The sequence below is a fragment of the Cellulomonas sp. P4_D11 genome (genome assembly GCF_056401915.1).
On the sequence record NZ_JBFUIK010000027.1, the window covers coordinates 1 to 20373 of the forward strand.

The 20373-nt window shown below is 74.3% G+C and carries 14 protein-coding genes; 13 read left to right on the plus strand and 1 reads right to left on the minus strand.

The features are described 5' to 3' along the window. Positions 1 to 882, plus strand: an 882-nt coding sequence (locus tag AC1DT4_RS15420; RefSeq protein WP_477090678.1) for a DUF2189 domain-containing protein, incomplete at its 5' end; no start/stop codon positions are given. 48 nt (positions 883 to 930) lie between these two features. On the opposite strand, the gene AC1DT4_RS15425 is transcribed toward AC1DT4_RS15420, so the two are convergent. Beyond that, positions 931 to 1788, minus strand: coding sequence for a DUF3097 domain-containing protein (locus AC1DT4_RS15425; RefSeq protein ID WP_477090679.1), 858 nt, complete (start codon positions 1786 to 1788; stop codon positions 931 to 933). 140 nt (positions 1789 to 1928) lie between these two features. Between AC1DT4_RS15425 and hrcA the strand changes: the two genes are divergently transcribed. From hrcA to AC1DT4_RS15485, 12 genes are all read left to right on the plus strand, one after another. Further along, complete coding sequence (gene hrcA, locus AC1DT4_RS15430; protein WP_477090680.1) at positions 1929 to 2951, plus strand: heat-inducible transcriptional repressor HrcA; 1023 nt, start codon at positions 1929 to 1931, stop codon at positions 2949 to 2951. 55 nt (positions 2952 to 3006) lie between these two features. Further along, a complete protein-coding gene (gene dnaJ / locus AC1DT4_RS15435) occupies positions 3007 to 4134 on the plus strand; it encodes a molecular chaperone DnaJ (RefSeq protein WP_477090681.1) in 1128 nt (375 codons plus the stop codon). A gap of 22 nt (positions 4135 to 4156) precedes the next feature. After that, entirely contained in the window at positions 4157 to 4915 is a 759-nt protein-coding gene (locus tag AC1DT4_RS15440; protein ID WP_477090682.1) for a 16S rRNA (uracil(1498)-N(3))-methyltransferase, read from the plus strand. A 132-nt stretch (positions 4916 to 5047) separates the two neighbouring features. Beyond that, positions 5048 to 6046 carry a PhoH family protein gene (locus tag AC1DT4_RS15445; RefSeq protein ID WP_477090683.1) on the plus strand — a complete coding sequence of 333 codons (999 nt, stop codon included), beginning with the start codon at positions 5048 to 5050 and terminating at the stop codon, positions 6044 to 6046. Positions 6047 to 6053: 7 nt separating this feature from the next. Beyond that, a complete protein-coding gene (ybeY, locus tag AC1DT4_RS15450; RefSeq protein ID WP_477090684.1) occupies positions 6054 to 6506 on the plus strand; it encodes an rRNA maturation RNase YbeY in 453 nt (150 codons plus the stop codon). Further along, positions 6503 to 7810, plus strand: coding sequence for a hemolysin family protein (locus tag AC1DT4_RS15455; protein ID WP_477090685.1), 1308 nt, complete (start codon positions 6503 to 6505; stop codon positions 7808 to 7810). Before ybeY ends, AC1DT4_RS15455 begins: the two co-directional genes overlap by 4 nt. After that, the gene (gene era / locus AC1DT4_RS15460; protein WP_477090686.1) at positions 7807 to 8733 is read left to right on the plus strand and encodes a GTPase Era; all 927 of its coding nucleotides are present in this window, start codon (positions 7807 to 7809) and stop codon (positions 8731 to 8733) included. Before AC1DT4_RS15455 ends, era begins: the two co-directional genes overlap by 4 nt. A gap of 47 nt (positions 8734 to 8780) precedes the next feature. After that, on the plus strand, positions 8781 to 10325 hold the full coding sequence (locus tag AC1DT4_RS15465; protein WP_477090687.1) for an alpha/beta hydrolase family protein: 1545 nt from the start codon (positions 8781 to 8783) through the stop codon (positions 10323 to 10325). Positions 10326 to 10432: 107 nt separating this feature from the next. Next, positions 10433 to 11305: a PP2C family protein-serine/threonine phosphatase gene (locus AC1DT4_RS15470; RefSeq protein WP_477090688.1), complete on the plus strand. Its 873-nt coding sequence runs from the start codon at positions 10433 to 10435 to the stop codon at positions 11303 to 11305. After that, on the plus strand, positions 11302 to 12684 hold the full coding sequence (locus tag AC1DT4_RS15475) for an FHA domain-containing protein (protein ID WP_477090689.1): 1383 nt from the start codon (positions 11302 to 11304) through the stop codon (positions 12682 to 12684). Before AC1DT4_RS15470 ends, AC1DT4_RS15475 begins: the two co-directional genes overlap by 4 nt. After that, a complete protein-coding gene (locus AC1DT4_RS15480) occupies positions 12681 to 14240 on the plus strand; it encodes a serine/threonine-protein kinase (RefSeq protein WP_477090690.1) in 1560 nt (519 codons plus the stop codon). The genes AC1DT4_RS15475 and AC1DT4_RS15480 overlap by 4 nt, the downstream gene beginning before the upstream one ends. Next, positions 14237 to 20347 (plus strand): fibronectin type III domain-containing protein, encoded by a 6111-nt coding sequence (locus tag AC1DT4_RS15485; protein WP_477090691.1) that lies wholly within the window; start codon positions 14237 to 14239, stop codon positions 20345 to 20347. Before AC1DT4_RS15480 ends, AC1DT4_RS15485 begins: the two co-directional genes overlap by 4 nt. Positions 20348 to 20373: the final 26 nt, after the last annotated feature.

The following is a 20373-nucleotide window of genomic DNA, read 5'->3' on the forward strand; positions in this document are numbered from 1 at the left end:
CCACCTGCCGGTGGCTACCCGCCGCCGCCCCCGCCGCCCGCGCCCGACTACGGCCAGCCGCCCGCGTCGCCCTACGGCCAGCCGGCTCCCGGGAGCTACCCGCCGCCGCCCGCGCCCGCCTACGGGCAGGCGCCCCCCGGCGCCTACCCGCCGCCCGGGCCGGGCTACGGCGCGCCGATGATCCAGCCGTCGCCGATCGGCGAGGCCTACTCCTACGGCTGGAAGGGGTTCACGCGGGCCGGTGGCCTCTTCATCCTCGCGACGCTGATCTGGCTGGTCATCGGTGCGGCGGTGGCCGCGATCCTCTGGGCGATCCTCATCGGGTCCGCCAGCCTGACCGACCCGAACGGCAACGGCGGGGGGCTGGTCGGCGCCGGGTTCTCGTTCGTGACCGTGATCCTCTACGCGGCGCTCGCGCTGGTCGGGTACCTGATCGAGGCGGCGTTCATCCGCGCGGCGCTCGGCCTCACCGACGGGCGCGCGACCAGGCTGGGCGACTTCTTCACGTTCACCAACGTGGGCCCGATCCTGCTGACGGCGCTGCTGCTCGCCGGCATCAACCTGGTGGTCGGCTTCGTGTCGTGGATCCCGATCATCGGCTGGCTGATCTCCGTGGCCGTGAACTTCCTCGTGTTCTTCACGCTCTGGTTCGTCATCGACAAGAACCTGAGCCCGATCGACGCGCTGCGGTCGAGCGTGCAGCTCATCACTGCCAACCTGTCGACGACGATCCTGTTCTACCTGCTCAGCATCGTCATCATCTTCGTCGGCGCCCTGCTGTGCGGCCTCGGCCTGTTCGTCGCCATCCCCGTGGTCCTCATCGCCACGGCCTTCCTGTTCCGCCGCCTGCTGGGCGACCCGGTCGCCCAGCTCGTGCCCTGACGGACGACTCCTGGTGCCCGGCCCGCCAGCACGGCGGGCCGGGCACCGTCACGTCGTGACGAAGTCGATCAGCTCCTCGACCCGGCCCAGCAGGCTGGGCTCCAGGTCGGCGTAGCTGCGCACCGAGCGCAGGATCCGCTGCCAGGCGCGGGCGACGTCTGCCTGGTCCTCGGCCGGCCAGCCGAGCTCTCGCAGGATGCCGTGCTTCCACTCCGTGCCCCGCTCGATCACGGGCCAGGCGGCCAGCCCGACGCGCTCCGGCCGCACGGCCTGCCAGACGTCCACGTAGGGGTGCCCGAGGACGAGCACGGAGCCGGCCGGGAGGCCGCGGACGGCGTCGGCGGCGATCCGGCTCTCCTTGGACCCGGCCACGAGGTGGTCGACCAGCACCCCCACGCGGCGACCGGGGCCGGGGGCGAAGTCGCGCAGGGCGACCGCGAGGTTGTCGACGCCGTCGAGCAGCTCGACCACGACGCCCTCGAGGCGCAGGTCGTCGCCCCAGACCTTCTCCACCAGCTCGGCGTCGTGCTTGCCCTCGACCCAGATCCGGCTGCCGCGGGCCACGCGCGCACGGGCGTCGTGCACCGCGACCGAGCCCGACGCGGTGCGGGCGGGCTTCGCGGGCGCCGGGGCGCGGACCGGCGCAGTGAGCGCCACGGGCTCGCCGTCGAGCCAGAAGCCCCGGCCCAGCGGGAACGTGCGGGTGCGGCCGCGCCGGTCCTCGAGCACGACCACGTGCTGGCCGCCCGACTTCTCGACGCGGACGACGGCGCCGACCCACCCAGTGGTGACCTCCTCGACGACCAGGCCGGTCTCGGCGGGCTGGGGGCGGCTGGTGCGGGCCGGCCGGTGGTGCGTCGAGCCGGAGCCCCCGAGCACGTCCGAGCCGTAGCGGTCGTCGTTCACCCGGGCAGCGTAGGGGCCGTCGCGCCGGATGGTCGGCAGCCGCCCCGTGGGTGTCGGCTCCGCGGCGTAGCATTGGCACTCCCGTGCGGGGAGTGCTACCCGCTCGGGCATCTGACGAGCCCGACGACGGAGGAGGCGACATGAGCGAGGACCGGCGGCTGGACGTGCTGCGCGCGATCGTCGAGGACTACGTCGCCACCAAGGAGCCCGTGGGCTCGCGCGCGCTGGTGGAGCGGCACTCGCTCGGCGTGTCGCCCGCGACCATCCGCAACGACATGGCCGCGCTCGAGGAGGGCGGCTACATCGCGCAGCCGCACACGTCGGCCGGGCGGGTCCCGACGGACAAGGGCTACCGGCTGTTCGTGGACCGGCTCTCCACCGTCAAGCCGCTGTCGAGCCCCGAGCGGCGCGCGATCGGCGCGTTCCTCGAGAGCGCGCAGGACCTGGACGACGTCGTCGACCGCGCCGTGCGCCTCATCGCGCAGCTGACGCAGCAGGTCGCCGTCGTGCAGTACCCGTCGCTGCGGCGCTCGGCGCTGCGCCACGTCGAGCTCGTCCCCGTCGGGGCGCGCCACCTGCTGGTGGTGCTCATCACCGACACCGGGCGGGTCGAGCAGCGCACGCTCGAGCTCTCGTCGGACCTGGACGAGGCCGTCGTCGCGCGCCTGCGCTCCCGCCTGAACGTGAGCGCCGCGGGACGGCGCCTCTCGGAGCTGCCCGTGGCCCTGGGCGAGCTGACGGACGCCTTCGCGCCGACCGACCAGGCGCTCGTGCACGCGGTGGTCGCCGTCGTCGAGGAGACCCTGGCGCAGGAGAGCGAGGAGCGCGTCGTGCTCGCCGGCACCGCGAACCTCGCCCGCGTCGGTGGCACCGACGTGCGGTCGATCGGCCCGGTCCTGGAGGCCCTGGAGGAGCAGGTGGTGCTGCTGCGCCTGCTCTCGGAGATGGCCGAGGACTCGGCGACGGTGTCCGTGCGCATCGGGCGCGAGAACCAGCACGACGGGCTGTTCGAGACGAGCTTCGTGACCACGGGCTACGGCGACGAGGGCGGCGGGTCCGTGGCGCGCATCGGCTCCATCGGGCCCCTCCGCATGGACTATCCCGGCACCATGTCCGCGGTCCGCGCCGTGGCCCGCTACCTGACGCGCATCCTCGCGCAATGACCGGCGCAATGACCGTGACCCTGTCAACGACAGCTGGAAGTGAGCACCCCCACTCGTGACCGACTACTACGAGGTCCTCGGCGTCCCGCGTGACGCCAGCCCCGAGCAGATCAAGAAGGCGTACCGCAAGCTCGCGCGCGAGCACCACCCCGACGTCGCCGGGACGGACCCCGGCTCCGAGGACAGGTTCAAGGACGTCTCGCGCGCCTACGACGTGCTCGGCAACCCCGAGAAGCGCCGCGCGTACGACCTCGGCGGCGACCCGTCGTCGCCCGGCGGCGGCATGGGCGGCGGGTTCGGCTTCCAGGACATCTTCGAGACGTTCTTCGGCGCGGCCACCGGTGCCGCGCAGCAGCGCGGGCCCATCCCGCGCGCGCGGCGCGGCCAGGACGCGCTCGTCCGGCTCGACCTCGACCTGGCGGAGGTCACGTTCGGCGTCCACAAGGACGTCCCCGTCGACACCGCCGTCGTCTGCCCGACCTGCAGCGGCTCGTGCTGCCGCCCGGGCACCTCGCCGCGCACCTGCGAGGTCTGCGGCGGCCGCGGCTCGGTGCAGCGGGTCGCCCGGTCGTTCCTCGGCCAGGTCATGACGACGCAGCCCTGCGCCGCGTGCCACGGCTTCGGCACCGTCATTCCCGAGCCGTGCACCGAGTGCTCCGGCGAGGGCCGCGTCCGCTCGCGCCGCACGCTCAGCGTCGACGTGCCAGCGGGCGTCGACACCGGCACCCGGATCAAGCTCACCGGCCAGGGCGAGGTCGGCCCGGCCGGCGGTCCGGCCGGCGACGTCTACCTCGAGGTCCGCGAGCGCAAGCACGACACCTTCGTGCGGCGCGGCGACGACCTGCACGCGACGCTCGAGGTCCCGATGACCGCGGCGGCGCTCGGCACGGTCCTCATGCTCGACACCCTGGACGGCGCGCGCGAGGTGGACCTGCGGCCCGGTACCCAGCCGGCGCAGGTCGTCACGATCAAGGGCCTCGGCGTCGGCCACCTGCACGCGGCCGGCCGCGGCGACCTGCACGTCCACGTGGAGGTGCACGTGCCCACCGCGATGGACGAGGAGCAGGCCGAGCTGCTGCGCCGGCTGGCGACGCTGCGCGGCGAGGAGCGTCCGGAGGCGCGGCTGGCCGCGTCGAACACGGGCGTGTTCGCCAAGCTGCGCGACAAGCTCTCGGGCCGCTGAGCATGACCGCACCGGCCGCGTCGTGAGCGCGCCCGTCTTCCTGGCCGAGCCCGGCACGCTCGACGCCGTCGTCGACGGCGGCACCTACCTGCTCGACGGCACCGAGGGTCGGCACGCGGGCGTCGTGCAGCGGCGCGGGCCGGGCGAGCGCGTGGACGTCGTCGACGGCGCCGGCGTGCGCCTCGTCGGGGTCGTCGACGCGGTGACGGCCGACGGCGTGGTCGTGCAGGTCCGGCAGCGGGTCGTCGAGCCCGCACCCGCCGTCGCCCTCGTGCTGGTGCAGGCGCTCGCCAAGGGCGACCGCGACGAGATGGCGATCGAGGCGGCGACGGAGGTCGGCGTCGACGTCGTGGTCCCGTGGCAGGCGGAGCGGTCGATCGTCGTGTGGCGCGGGGACCGGGCCGCGAAGAGCCGGGCGCGCTGGCTGGGCACGGTGCGGGCGGCCGCCAAGCAGTCGCGACGAGCCCGCGTGCCCGAGGTCGAGGTCGCGCTCGACGGGCGCGGGCTGGCGGAACGGGTCCGCGCGGTCGTGGCGACCGGCGGCGTCGCGCTCGTGCTGCACGAGGACGCGACCGACGCCATCGCGGCGACGGGCCTGCCGACCGCCGGGGAGTGCCTCGTCGTGGTCGGCCCCGAGGGCGGCATCGGCGACGCCGAGCTGGGGCGCCTCGTCGAGGCCGGCGCGAGCGCGGTACGCCTCGGACCGCACGTGCTGCGGACCTCGACGGCCGGGCCCGTCGCGCTCGCGCTGGTGGCCGAGCGGCTCGGCCGGTGGGCCTGAGCACGCAGGGGAATGGTGTCGGCGTCGACTCGTAGACTGTCGACGTCGTCCGGGACACCCCTCCCTGCCGGCAGACCGACAGCAGTCCCTGACCGCATCCGAGCTAAGGAGCGCACGGCGCACGCCGAGCACATGGCCGAGTCCACTTCCGCAGCGCGTCCCACCGGGGCACCCGCACGCGTCGAGCACAGGATCAGCGTCCCCTCCGAGGTCTCGATGGTCGAGCTGCTCGGCCTGCGGGACGAGGTGCTCCGGACCATCGAGTCGGGGTTCACCTCCGTCGACATCCACGTCCGCGGCAACGAGGTGACCCTCGCCGGACCCGTCGGGGACGTCGCCCTCGTGTCGCGCCTGGTCGACGAGCTGGTCGAGATGGCGGCGGGCGGCACCCCGCTCACGCCCGACGTGGTGACCCGGTCGGTCGCCATGCTGACGGCGGCGTCGACCGCGCGTCCCGCGGACGTGCTGTCGTTCAACATCCTCACGGGGCGCGGCCGCACCATCCGGGCCAAGACCCCGGGGCAGAAGGACTACGTCGACGCGATCGACCGGCACACGGTGACGTTCGGCATCGGCCCCGCGGGGACGGGCAAGACGTACCTGGCGATGGCCAAGGCCGTGCAGGCGCTCCAGGACCGCAAGGTGCACCGCATCGTGCTCACGCGGCCCGCGGTCGAGGCAGGCGAGCGGCTCGGCTTCCTGCCCGGCAGCCTCTCCGACAAGATCGACCCCTACCTGCGGCCGCTGTACGACGCGCTGCACGACATGGTCGACGCCGAGTCGATCCCGCGGCTCATGGAGGCGGGCACCATCGAGGTGGCGCCGCTGGCGTACATGCGTGGCCGCACCCTCAACGACGCGTTCATCATCCTCGACGAGGCGCAGAACACGTCCGTCGAGCAGATGAAGATGTTCCTCACGCGGCTGGGCTTCGGGTCGAAGGTCGTGGTGACCGGCGACATCACGCAGGTCGACCTGCCGTCGTCGCAGACCTCGGGCCTGCGCGTGGTCGAGCAGATCCTCAACGGCGTCGACGACGTCGCGTTCTGCCGCCTGACGTCGTCGGACGTGGTCCGGCACCGTCTCGTCAGCGAGATCATCGACGCGTACGCGCGCTGGGACAGGAGCTGAGGCGGCCATGAGCGTCGAGGTCAACAACGAGTCCGGGTTCGACGTCGACGAGGCGGAGTTCGCAGCGCTCGCCCGCTACGTGCTGGACGAGATGCACGTGCACCCGCAGACCGACGTCTCGATCCTGCTGGTCGGCACGGATGTGATGACCGACCTGCACGTGAAGTGGATGGACGAGCCGGGACCGACCGACGTCCTGTCCTTCCCGATGGACGAGCTCCGGCCCGGCCGGGAGGGTGACCCGACGCCGGCCGGCCTGCTCGGCGACGTCGTGCTGTGCCCGGAGGTCGCGGCCCAGCAGGCGCGCACGGCCGGGCACTCGACCGCGGAGGAGCTCCTGCTCCTGACCACCCACGGCATCCTGCACCTGCTCGGCTACGACCACGCAGAGCCGGAGGAGGAGAAGGAGATGTTCGCCCTCCAGCGTCGGCTGCTGCTGACGTTCCTGGCGTCGCGATGACGGACATCCCCGCCGCGCTGCTCGTCGTCGTCGCCGTCCTGGGCATCGCCACCGCTGCGGCGCTGTCGGCGGGCGAGGTCGCCGTGGTGCGCATCTCGCGATCCGCCGTCACCGAGCTGCTGGCCGAGCGGCACCCCGCCGCGGGTCGCGTGCGCGCCCTCACCGAGCACCCCGCGCGGGTGGCGTCGGCGGCCGCGTTCGTGCGCCTGCTCGCCGAGATGACAGCGACCGTGTGCCTCACGCTGACGGTCGGGTCGACCGGCCTGGTGTGGTGGGCGGTCCTGCTGGTCGCGCTCGCCGTCTGCGGGCTCGTGGCGTTCCTCCTGGTCCGGGTGAGCCCGCGCACGATCGGGCGGCAGCACCCCGTGGCCACCCTCACGCGGCTGTCGCGCGTGCTGGTGGCCGTGACGGCCGTCGCCGGTGGCCTCGGCGCCGTCGGGCGGCCGGGTGCGGGCTCGGCGGCCGAGGACGAGGACGAGCTGCGGGACATGGTGCAGCGCGTCAGCGAGTCGGACGTGATCGAGGACGAGGAGCGTGAGATGTTCCGGTCCGTGCTCGAGCTCGGCGACACGCTCACGCGCGAGGTCATGGTCCCGCGGACCGACATGGTGACCACGCCCGAGGACACCCCGCTGCGCAAGGCGCTCGCCCTGCTGCTGCGGTCCGGCTTCTCGCGCGTCCCCCTGACCGGCGACTCCGTCGACGACCTGCGCGGTGTGCTCTACCTGAAGGACGTCGTGGGCCGGCTGCCGATCGCGCCCGCGGGTCGGTCGGACCGGCACGAGCAGGAGGCGATGCTCAACGCGCCGGCGTCGTCGCTGGCCCGCCCCGCGGTCTTCGTGCCGGAGTCGAAGCCGGTCGACGAGCTGCTGCGCGAGCTGCAGGACGGCTCGTCGCACATGGCGATGGTGGTCGACGAGTACGGCGGCATCGCCGGCCTGGTCACCATCGAGGACGCGCTCGAGGAGATCGTCGGTGAGCTGACCGACGAGCACGACCCCACCGCGCCCGTGGTCGAGGACCTCGGGGGCGGCGTGTTCCGCGTCCCGGCCCGGCTGGGCCGCGACGAGCTGGGCGAGCTGTTCGAGCTCGAGGTGGACGACGAGGACGTCGACACCGCCGGCGGCCTGCTGGCCAAGGCGCTGGGCAAGGTCCCCCTGCCCGGCTCCGCCGGTGACATCCACGGGCTGCACCTGGTCGCCGACCGGGTCGAGGGCCGTCGTCGGCGCCTCGCCACCGTCCTGGTCAGCGTGGTCGACGCCGACACCCCTGTTTCGCCCGACACCCACGGAGCCACTCGATGACCGCCGTCCACACGTTCCACTCGGGGTTCGCCTGCTTCGTCGGGCGCCCCAACGCCGGCAAGTCGACGCTGACCAACGCGCTCGTCGGGCAGAAGGTGGCCATCACGTCCGGGCGCCCGCAGACCACGCGGCACACCGTGCGCGGGATCGTGCACCGGCCCGACGCGCAGCTGATCCTCGTCGACACCCCCGGTCTGCACCGCCCGCGGACACTGCTGGGCGAGCGGCTCAACGCGCTGGTCAAGGACACGCTCACCGAGGTCGACGTGGTCGGGTTCTGCCTGCCGGCGGACCAGCGCGTGGGACCGGGCGACCGGTTCATCGCGGAGCAGATGACCGAGCTGGCCAGGGACGGCCGCGGCACGCCGGTGGTCGCGGTGGTCACCAAGGCGGACCTCGTCGGCAAGGGCAAGCTCGCGGAGCACCTCATGGCCGTGCAGGCGCTGGGGGAGTGGGCGGACATCGTGCCGGTCTCCGCGACGTCCGGCTACAACGTCGACGTGCTCGAGAACGTGCTGATCGGCCACCTGCCGGAGGGCACGCCCCTGTACGCCGAGGGCGAGCTCACCGACGAGCCCGAGGCCGTCATGGTGGCCGAGCTGGTCCGGGAGGCCGCGCTCGAGGGGGTTCGGGACGAGCTGCCGCACTCGCTCGCCGTGGTCGTCGACGAGATCGTGGCGCGCGACGAGCCGGCCGCGAACGGTGTGCCGATGCTGGACGTGCGGGTGCACCTGTTCGTGGAGCGGGACAGCCAGAAGGCCATCATCATCGGCAAGGGCGGGGCACGGCTGCGCGACGTGGGCAGCCAGGCGCGCCGCGGCATCGAGGCGCTGCTCGGCGCCCGCGTGTACCTCGACCTGCACGTCAAGGTGGCCAAGGACTGGCAGCGCGACCCCAAGCAGCTCGGAAAGCTGGGCTTCTGAGGATGCTGAGGTCACAGGAGCGGGTCGCGTCGCGCGCGGAGACGGACGTGGAGCGTCACGTCGGTCGGTCGTACCGCGTCGTCGCGAGCACCGCGCTCGGCGTCGTGCTGCTGGCGATCCTCGGCGCCGTCATGGGGCCGCAGTGGGACCCGGTCCCGCTGGCCGACCCGCTGACGGTCGAGACGTCGTCGACGGCGATCGGGTCCGCCGCGCCGGTGCCGTCGTACCCGGTGCGCACGTCCGTGGTCACGGTGCAGCTGGACGGCACGACCGTCGACGCCCAGATCAGCGAACCCGTCGGCGCGGAGGGTCCGCTGCCGGGCGTGGTCTTCGTGCACGGCGCCGGGACCGGCCGCTACGACACGGCCTTCCTCGAGCAGGCGCACGCGCTCGCGGCGTCCGGGATCGTCGCGATGGTGCCCAACAAGCGGCTCGACACCTACACCACCCGCCACCGCGACTACCCCCTCATGGCGGCCGACTACGACGCCTCGGTCGCGCTGCTGCAGGCGCGCGACGGGGTCGACCCCGACCGCGTCGGCATCTACGCCGAGAGCGAGGGCGGCTGGATCGCGCCGATCATGGCCGCGCAGGACCCGAGCATCGCGTTCGTCGTGCTCGTCTCGTCGCCCGTCGTCCCGCCGCGGGAGCAGGCCGCGTTCGCGGTCGACGCCTACCTGCGCAACACCGGCGTCCCGCACGGCGTGTTCCGGGCGATCCCGCGGGCCGTCGGCATGTCGCTGCCCGGCGGCGGGTTCGAGTACGCGGACTTCGACGTGACCCCGTACCAGCGCCAGATGCGCCAGCCGGTCTTCGTCGTCTACGGCACGGGCGACGCCTCGATGCCCACCATCCAGGGGGCCGAGCAGGTCCTGCGCGACACCGCGATCGCCGGCAACGGGGACGTGACCGTCCGCTACTACGAGGGCGCCAACCACGGCATCCGGGTGGACGGCCAGGTCGACGCCGCCTTCCTGGAGGACCTGTCGGGCTGGGTGCTCGGCCTGCCCGCGACCGGCGACGCCCCGCCACGCATCGCCGGTGCGCAGCCCGAGCAGACGTACGTCGCCGCGCCCGTGCCCGAGCCCCGGTGGTTCGGCGACGGCGACGTGGTCGTGGCGCTCGCCGTGGCCGCGCTGGCCCTCATCCTGCTCGGGCCGCTGGCCGTGCTGGTGGCGCGAGGCGCCGAGGCGGCGACGGGCGAGGTCCGGCGCCGGCGCGGCGCGACGCCGACCGGCCCGGGCCCACGGTTCGCGCCCGGCGTCCTGCCGCTGCTGGTGGCCCTCGGGCTCGGCGCGATCCTCACGGTCGTCGGGCTGGCCTGGTACATCGTCTCGATCGCGCGCCTCGCGCTCGACTACCAGCGCAACGACCTCGTGGTGCAGGGCGGGTGGGTCGCCGTGCGCGTGCTCGGCATCGCGGTCGTCGTGGTCGGGGTCCTCCTGCTCCGCCGCTGCCGCCGGGTGCGCCTGGCCGGCGGACACCCCGCGCCGGGTATCGTGCGGACCTCCGTCCTGTGGGCGGGGGCCATCGGCTCGGTCGTCCTGCTGGTCGTCCTGGCCTACTGGGGGGTCTTCCAGCTCGGGATCTGATCACGAGCCGGTCGCGGTTGTGTACGAAGCGCTCACGTGCGGCACGATGTGCGCCGATGATCTGAACGAGGCACCCGCCGGGGCCACACGAGGGACGAGGGGGTCGCGTGCGAACGTCGTGGGGGTCGGCGACCGATCGCGGCCTGGTCCGGGAGGTCAACGAGGACGCCCTCCTGGCGTACCCGCCTGTCTTCCTCGTCGCGGACGGCATGGGCGGTCACGACGCCGGCGACCTGGCGAGCCGGATCGCCGTCGAGGAGTTCGCCCAGCTGGCCGGGCAGGCCGCGGCCACCGCCGACGACGTCCACGCCTGCTTCGACCGCACCGCCGCGCGGATCCGCACCGAGTTCACGGGCGGGCGCCAGGGCGGCACCACCGTGGCCGGCGTCGCGGTGACCGAGCACGACGGCGGGTCGTACTGGCTCGTCTTCAACGTCGGCGACTCGCGCGTGTACCTGTGGACCGGCGACGAGCTCGAGCAGGTCAGCGTGGACCACTCGGTGGTCCAGGAGCTGCTCGACCTGGGCGAGATCGACCTGGATGAGGCCGCGACGCACCCCGACCGGCACGTGCTGACCCGCGCCCTCGGCACGGGCGACCCGCCCGAGCCCGAGTACTGGCTGCTGCCCGCCGGGCTGCACGACCGCCTGCTCATCTGCACCGACGGCCTCACGCGCGAGCTCGGCGACGACGTCCTCGCCCAGGTGCTCGCCGGCATCGGCGACCCGCAGGACGCCGCGGCCGACCTGGTCCGGCTCGCGCTCGAGCACGGCGCGCGCGACAACGTCAGCGCCGTCGTGGTCGACGTGGCCACCGCCTCGGGCGCGCACGACGACGTGCACATCACCGTGCCCCGCACCGGCGCCGAGCTCGGTCCGCACCTGTGGGACGAGATGCTCAACGGCGCCACGGTCCCGCGCCGCTCGCTGCCCCCCACCGACGCGCGAGGCGCGAGCACACCGAACGAGGAGACGTCATGACGGTGCCCGAGTACTCCGCCGGCGGCTGGACCGCCGTGGTCCGGCCCGGCTTCGTGGCGCTGCTCGGTCCGACGACCGCCTCCTCGACCGTCCGCGCGCTGTGGCAGGACGCCGGCGAGGGTGTCTTCTCCGCGCTGGCGCTGCTGGCCCGCGACGGCTTCGGCGGGCTCCCGCCGTTCGCGGTCGTGTCGGTCGACGGACAGCGCGTGCACGCCGCCCTGCGCGGCGACGTCGAGGTGGTCGTCGAGGTGGGCGGTCGGCGCGACGTCTGGCGCTCGGGCGAGGTCAGCACCTGGACCGAGCGTGTGCTCGACGGCGTCTCCGACGTGTCTGTGCAGGTCGAGGACCCCGCGCGCGGTCCGGTCAGCCTTCCGCTGGCCGACGGCGTCGTGCAGGCCTCGCGCGTGAGCGTGTCCCTGACGGCGCGGGACGAGGTGGCAGCGCCGGTGGAGATCGTCCCGGCCGCTGTCGAGCCAGTCGCTCTCGAGCCCGCCGTCGACGAGTCGGCGGCCGACGAGCCCGCGGAGCCGGTCGTCGGCAGCGTCGACGAGCTGACCGTCGAGCCCAGCGTCACGGACGAGCTCGTCGCCGAAGCGCACGACCAGCCGGTCGAGCCCGTTCTCGCGACCGCCGACGAGCCGGCCGAGCCCGTGGTCGGCACCGCCGACGTGCTGGAGGCCGGCCCCGTCGCCGAGGCGCCGGTGACCGACGACCTGCCGGAGATCGCCCCCGAGGCCGTGTGGGACGAGCCGACCACGGTCGCGCTCGTGCCCGTCGAGACCCACGGGGACGCGACGCCGGAGCCCGAGGTCGACGAGCACACCGACCCGACGGGCGTCGTGGCCGCCGCGGAGTCCTTCCTCACGTGGCCGCCGGCTCCCGCGCCGGCCGCGCCCGTGCCGGTCGGCGGCGCGTCGCTCGACGACCACGACGGCCTCACCATCCTGTCGAGCGACCTGGCGGAGATCCGCGAGCAGCTGCCGTCGTGGGCGGGGGACGAGGTCCCGGGACCGTTCCGCGTGCCCGCGGCGGTGCAGTCGGCCGCGCGCCTGGTGCTCTCGACCGGCCTGGTCGTGCCGCTGGACCGTGCCGTGCTGCTCGGCCGTGCGCCGCAGGTCGCCCGCGTCACCAACCGCGAGCTGCCGCGCCTGATCACGGTGCCCAGCCCGCAGCAGGACATCTCGCGCACGCACGCCGAGGTTCGGGTCGAGGGCGACCACGTGGTGGTCACCGACCTCGACTCGACCAACGGCGTCCACGTCGCCCGCCCCGGCGAGGGCGCGCGTCGGCTGCACCCGGGGGAGCCCAGCGTCGTCGGCGTCGACGAGGTCGTCGACCTCGGTGACGGCGTGACGTTCTCGGTGGAGCGGGGTTCGTGACCGCACGCCGCGAAGCATCGACGCCGCCCCGCCTGCCGGGCTACGAGTACCTCCGGGTCCTCGGGCTCGGCGGCTTCGCGGACGTCTTCCTGTACCAGCAGGAGCTTCCGCGGCGTGAGGTGGCGGTCAAGGTCCTGCTCGCCGGGAGCCTTGACGACGAGGTGCGTGCGCGGTTCCAGCAGGAGGCCAACCTCATGGCCCAGCTGTCGCACCACCCCTCGATCGTCACGATCTACCACGCGGCCATCGCCGCCGACGGGCGCCCGTTCCTCGTCATGGAGTACTGCTCGCGGCCGGGCCTGGCGGAGCGCTACCGGCAGGAGCGGATCTCCGTGGCCGAGGCGCTGCGGATCGGCGTGCGGCTGGCGTCGGCGGTCGAGACCGCGCACCGGGCCGGCATCCTGCACCGCGACATCAAGCCCGCGAACGTGCTCACCACCGACTTCGGCTGGCCCGCGCTGACCGACTTCGGCATCGCCGCCACCACCGGGCACGGCGCCGGCGCGACGGTCGGCATGTCGATCCCGTGGTCGCCGCCCGAGCTGCTCGGGGAGCGCCCGACGGGCGACGAGCGCTCGGACGTGTACTCCCTGGCTGCGACCATCTACTCGCTGCTGGCCGGCCGCACCCCGTTCGAGGTGCCGGGCGGCGAGAACACGGCCCAGCAGCTGGTCGCCCGCATCGAGCGCTCGCCCCTGCCGCCGACGGGCCGCGACGACGTGCCGTGGGGGCTCCAGGACCTGCTCGAGCGGGCCATGGCGAAGGTCCCGGCGCGCCGGTTCGAGTCCGCGGCGGCCGTCGCGCGCGCCCTGCAGCAGGTCGAGGCCGACCTGCGCCTGCCGATCACGCCCCTCGACCTCACGGACCAGCCCGACGCCGGCCCGGTCCGGGACCTGCCGGCCGCCCCGCCCGACGGCGGCCGCGAGGACGCGACGCGGCTGCGGTCGATCGTCACCGTCGCGCCGGTCGCCCCTCTGGGTGACGCACCTGCGCCGGGTGCGGACGAGCCGACTCGGCAGCGCGGCGTGGTCTCGGTCCCGCCGCAGGCACCAGCCGCCACGTCCGCACCGGTCTTCGTCGCACCGCCCGAGCCCGAGGTCGCGGAGGCGACCGAGCCCGTCGGCCGCGGCAGGGGACGGGTCGTCGCGGGCATCGTCTCGGGCGTCGTGGTGCTGGCGGCGGTCGTGGCCATCGGCGCCGCCGCGCTGCGCACCGGGGACACGCCCGACGGGCAGCCGTCGTCGACCGACTTCACGCAGGACGCCGAGCCGACGAGCATCGGGCAGCCCGTGCCGTCGCCGCACTCGCTCCTGGGCACCCGGCAGGCGGACGGCTCGGTGGTGTTCACCTGGGAGAACCCGGAGCCGCAGGACGGCGACCGGTACCTCTGGGGGGTCCTGCAGGCGACCGGTGAGCCGCAGCTGGCGGTCGTCGACGAGGCGACCGTGACGGTGCCCGCCGACCTGGCCGGCGCCGGCCAGGTCTGCGTCGAGGTGTCGATCGTGCGCGCGGACCGCCGCGTCTCGGCCGACCCCGCGGAGGGCTGCGCGCCGTGAGCAGGGCATCCCTTCGCACGCGGGCGACGACCGCGGCCGCCGTCGTGACGGTGCCCGTGCTGGTCCTCGTCCTCGCGCTGCTCGACCACGGCTTCCCGCTGGCTCGCCTGGACCTCAACGACGGCGGGGTCTGGCTGACGGCCACCAGCAAGCTGCAGCTCGGGCGCTACAACGCGCAGGTGGAGGAGCTCAACGGCGGCCTCGCCGCCTCGGGCAGCACGTTCGACGTGCTGCAGGACGCCGGCGACGTGCTGCTGGTCGAGCCCGGCACGGTCGCCGTGGTCGACCCCGCGACGGTCACCGCGTCGGCAACCGTCTCCGTGCCCGGCACCGTGGTGTCGATGGCGGCCGGCGTCGTCGCGCTGACGGACGACGACGGCAACGTCTGGGTGCGCACGGTCGGGTCCCTCGACTCGCTGCGCATCGCCACCGACGCCCCCGACCTCGAGCTGGGCGACGGCGGCGCGGCGGTCGTCGCCCGCAGCGGGGCCGTGCTCGGCGTCGCGCCGCGGGACGGGGCCGTGACGAAGATCGACGTGGTGGACGGCGCCGCGCGCGCGACGCCGCTCGGCACGCTCGGCGCCGGCCCGGTCGACAAGCTCACCGCCGTCGGGGACGAGCCCGTGGTGCTCTCCGGGTCCACCGTCCGCACCCTGCGCGGCGAGACGGACCTCGACGGGGACGACCTCACGCTGCAGCAGCCCGGACCGGAGCGGCCGCGCGCCCTCGTCGCGAGCCGGACGGCCCTCGTGGAGGTGCCGCTCGACGGCGGCGCGGTCGTCACGCACGCCACCGACGGGTCGGGGCTGCCGGCCGAGCCCGTGCAGGTCGGGCGGTGCGCGCTCGGCGCCTGGGCGACGGCCGTCGGGTCCTACCTTCAGCTCTGCGACGGCGCCGAGGCCGAGGTCAGCAACCTCGAGGACATGTCCAGCGCCGACGTGCTCAAGTTCCGGGTGAACCGCCAGGTCGTCGTGCTGAACGACACCCTGCGCGGCCGGCTGTGGATGCCGCTGCAGGACCCCGACCTGCGGGTGCCCGACTGGACGCAGGTGAAGCCGGAGGAGCAGCCCGACGAGGCTCAGGAGCAGACCGAGACCACGGACACCACCCAGAACCTGGTGACGGAGTGCTCGGGCACCTCGGCCCCGCCGACGGCCGCCGACGACGAGTTCGGCGTGCGCCCGGGGCGGACCACGATCCTGCCGGTCATCGACAACGACTCCTCGTCGGACTGCGGGATCCTCGTCATCTCCGAGTTCGACCCGCTGCCCCCGACGTTCGGCACGGTCGAGGCGATCTACGGCGGACGCGCGCTGCAGGTCGCGGTCGCGGAGGGTGCGAGCGGTTCGGCCGAGCTCACCTACACGATCTCCGACGGCCGCGGGACCAGCGCGACGTCGACCGCCGCGGTCCGGCTGACGGTGCACGACGGCAGCGTCGACTCGGCACCCGTCCAGCTGCGCACGGGGTCGCTGCAGGTGGAGCAGGGCGGCCAGGCCGACCACCTCGTGCTCGCCGACTTCGCCGACCCCGACGGCGACGACCTGCTGCTCGTCGGGGCAGTCGCCGACCCCGCCGCCGGGTCCGTGCGGTTCCGGCAGGACGGGTCCCTCACGTTCCGCGCGGACGGGGCGTCGCTCGGGCGGACGCAGGTCACGCTGCAGGTCTCCGACGGCACGTCGACGACGGAGGGCACCCTCGACGTCGACGTCCGGCCCGCGGGGTCGCTCGCGCCCCAGATCGACCCGGTGCACGCCGTCACGTACGTCGGTCAGCCCGTCACGCTGCACCCCCTCGACGCGGTGCGCAGTGCAACCGCCGAGCCGCCGCGCCTGGCCGGCGTGGACGACGTCGTCGGCGCCACGATCACGAGCGACCTGCAGGGCGGCACGTTCACGTTCAGCGCCGCGCGCGCGGGCAGCTACTACGTGACGTTCCTCGTCACGGCCGCTCCGCAGCAGGTCACGGGGTTGGCGCGGATCGACGTCCGCGAGTGGCCGGAGGCGGCGGAGCCCCCCGTCGCCGTGCGCGACCAGGCCTTCCTGCCCGCCGGGGGCGAGGTCACGGTCGACCCCTTGGAGAACGACAGCGACCCGGCCGGGCGCGTGCTGGTGCTGCAGTCCGTGGACGGAGGGGACAGCGAGGGCCTGCGCGTCGCCGTCCTCGGGCACAACCTGGTGCAGATCCGCTCCGACCGGACGCTCACCGGCCCGACGGTCCTGCGGTACACCGTGACCAACGGGGCGCTCAGCGCCGTCGGCGAGATCGTCGTGCACCCCGTGCCGCCGGCCGCGACGTCGCAGCCGCCCGTCGTCCCGAACGCCGAGGCCAGCGTCCGCACGGGTGGCGTGGTCACCATCCCCGTGCTGCAGGACGCCTACGACCCCGACGGCGACCGCCTGACCCTCGTGCCGCAGCTGGCCGAGCCGCTCGGCGAGGGCGAGGGCCTGCTCTTCGTGTCCGGCGACGTCCTGCGGTACCAGGCGCCGGCCGGCGCCATGACGGCCCACGCGACGTTCGAGGTGCAGGACGCCACCGGCAACCGCACCGCCGCGACCGTCACCGTCCACGTGCACGCGTCCGACGCGACCACCAAGGCGCCGCCCCGGCCGGTCGACATCGTGGCGCGGGTGTTCGAGGGCGACACCGTGCGCATCGACGTGCCGCTGGTCGGGATCGACCCCGACGGCGACGGCGTCACCCTGCTGGGGATCGCGTCGGGCCCGCCGCACGGCATCGCCCGCGCCGGCGGCCCCGACTGGATCGAGTTCCAGGCGGTGCCCGGCGACGTCGGCACCGTCGAGTTCACCTACGCGGTCGAGGACTGGGTGGGCCAGCGCGCGGTCGCGACGATCCGCGTCGGCATCGCCCCCCGCCCGGCCGGGGCCGCCCCGGTGGTCGCGCGCGACGACGACGTGACCGTCAAGCCGGGCCAGCGCGTCGAGGTGCGCGTGCTGGCGAACGACGTGGACTCGAGCGGCGGTGAGCTCTCGCTCGACCCGGCGCTCGAGATGCCCGCGGGCACGGACGCGCAGGTCTCGGGCCGCCGGATCGTGGTGCACGCGCCGGACGAGCCGACGGTGCTGCAGATCGCGTACACGGTGTCCAACGACCGTGGGGGTCGGGACACCGCCGTCCTGACGGTGACGGTGCTCGACGACGCCCCGGTGCTGCCGCCGATCGCGCGCGACGTCGTCGTGTCCGCGCTCGACACCCTGGGCCGGACCGAGGTCTCGGTCGACGTGCTCGCGGTGGCGCAGAACCCCAGCGGTCCGCTGAGCGACCTGGCGGTCTCGGTCCCGGGCTCGCAGTCGGACGTGGCGCGGGTGACCGAAGGGGGCGACGTCGTCGTGAGCCTCGTCGACCACCCCCAGACCATCCCGTACCTGCTGACCAACACGACGGCGGAACCCGGCACGGCGGCCTCCTACGCGTTCATCACCGTGCCGATGCTGGGCTTCTTCCCGCCGATGCCGCGGCCCAAGGCCCCGGAGCTGCGGGTGGCCTCGGGCGAGCAGCTGGTGATCCCTCTCGACGAGCAGGTGCAGGTGGCTCCGGGCCGCACGGCGCGCGTCGCCGACGCCCTCGGCGTGACGGCGACGAAGTCCGACGGCTCGGACCTCGTGCCCACCCTCACCACCCTGCAGTTCACCTCGGCGCCCGGCTACGCCGGCCCGGCCTCGATCACCGTGCCCGTGACGGACGCGTCGGGCGCGGGCGACACGTCCGCGCGCACCTCGGTCATCACGCTGCAGATCACCGTCTACGCCGTCGACGACCACCCGCCGACGTTCACGCCGTCGGTCATCGACGTGTCGCCGGGGGAGGACCCGCTCACCGTCGACCTGCGGGCGTTCACCACCGGGCCCGAGGGCGCGAGCCCCACGGACGACCGGTACTCCTACCAGCTGACGTCCGCGATCCCGGCGGGGTTCACCGGCGGGATCGAGAAGGGCATCCTGAGCATCGCGGCCGACGAGACGACGCCGAAGGGTCGCACGGAGAAGCTCAGCGTGCGCATCGGCTACGGCCGGACGGGCTCGCTCGACCAGACGATCGACGTCCGCGTCGTGGCCAGCACGCGGCCCAAGATCCGGCTGGTGGACCGCACGATCGAGAACGGCGTCGAGGGCCGGCAGATCACGGTCGACGTGCTCGACGGCGCGTTCAACCCGTTCCCCGGGTCGGCGATGACCGTGCTCGGCGCGACGGTGGAGACCCCGGGAGCCGGGACCGCGGGCGCCTCGGCGGACTCCGTGAGCGTGCGGCCCGCCGAGGGCTTCATCGGCCAGATGGTCACGCGGTACCGGGTGCGGGACGTGACGGGCGACCCGGACCGTGAGGTCGAGGGGCGCATCACGGTCGTGGTGCGCGGCCGGCCCGCCACGCCGACAGCCCCCCGGATCAACGAGGTGCGGGACCGGACCGTCGTCCTCTCGTGGGACGCCCCGGACAACCGCGGCGCGCCGATCACGGGTTACCGCGTCATCGCGAACCCCGGGGGCATCGTCCGGCAGTGCGCGAGCACGACCTGCACGATCGACAACCTCACCAACGACGTGGAGTACTCGTTCACGGTCGCGGCGCTCAACGACGTCGACTGGTCGGAGCCCAGCGCGCCGTCGGCCACCGCCCGGCCCGACGCCGTCCCGGACGCCCCCGCGGCGCCGACGCTGGAGTTCGGGGACGGTTCCGTCCGGGCCACGTGGGCGGCACCGACCTCCACCGGCTCGCCCGTGACCAGCTACACGCTGGAGATCTCGCCCGCGCCGACCGCGGGGCCGGCGTCGGTCACGTCCCCGACGACGAGCTACACGTTCTCCGGCCTTCGCAACGGCACGGCCTACTCCGTCCGCGTGCGCGCGCACAACAAGGCGCCGGATCCCAGCGGCTGGTCGCCGTCCTCGCAGCCGATGGTCCCGGCCCGCGCCCCGGACGCGCCCGACGTCACCGCGACGCCGACCGACACGCAGCTCGGTCGGGTCATCGCGATCGCCTGGACGGCTCCGAAGGACAACGGCGACGCGGTCGCGCAGTACGAGGTCGTCGTCGACGGCCCGAACGGCGGCACGTTCCCGGTCGCGGCCGGCACCCAGACGCTGACCTTCGACCAGGCGCAGACCAAGTACCCCTACCGCGTCTCGGTGCGCGCGAAGAACAAGGCCGGGTGGGGCGACGTCGGGTCCACGACGGCCTCGACCTTCGGCCTGCCGACCGCGCCGGCCAGCCTCACCGCGACCGCCCCGGCTGGCGACGGCAGCATCGACCTGCGGTGGTCCGCCGCCGACGACAACGGCTCGCCGATCCGCGCCTACGTCATCAGGCTGCCCGACGGCAGCGAGGCGGACGTCGGCAACCGGCTGTCGTACACGGTTCCCGCCCAGCCCGGCGTCGCCAGCACCTACCAGGTGCGGGCGGTCAACGCCGCCGGCTCGAGCGGGTGGAGCCCGGCGGCCACGGCCACCGCGACGACCCCGCCGGAGACCCCGACGAACCTCACGCTCGCGGTGTCGGCGACGACCGGCTCGTGGGGTGAGCCGTCGACCGCCACGATCGGCTGGGGCGCGTCCGGCGACGGTGGCGGCGGCACCGTGACGTACACCTACCGGCTCAGCGCGCCCGGCGGCCACTCCGCGACGGGCACCACCACGGGCCGGGCCGCCGACGTGGACGTCAGCGGCTGGATCAGCTGGAGCGGCACGACGGTCACGCTCACGGTCACCGCGAGCACCACCGGCACCGGCCGCACGCTCACCAGCGGCACGGCCACGCAGTCCGCGACGTGGGGCTGGGGCGCGGCCCCGGGCAAGGTGATCAACGCGGCGCTGACCCCCGACGACGCCAGCGCGCCGACCACCCTGACGGCGAGCTGGGACCCGCCGACCGACGACGGCGGCCAGAACGTCAGCGGCTACCGCGTGTGCTGGACCGCCGGCTCGGACCCCGAGGACTGCGGCAAGGACCTCAACAAGAGCGCCCGGAGCGCCGACAGAACTGTGGCGAGCATGCCCGGCGCCGTGCCCGGCGCGGTCGTCACCGTCACGATCGCCGCCATCAACGGCAAGGGCGTGGGCGCCACCACCACGCTGACCTTCACCATGCCGTAGCACCTACCCCCGACCACCCCGAGACC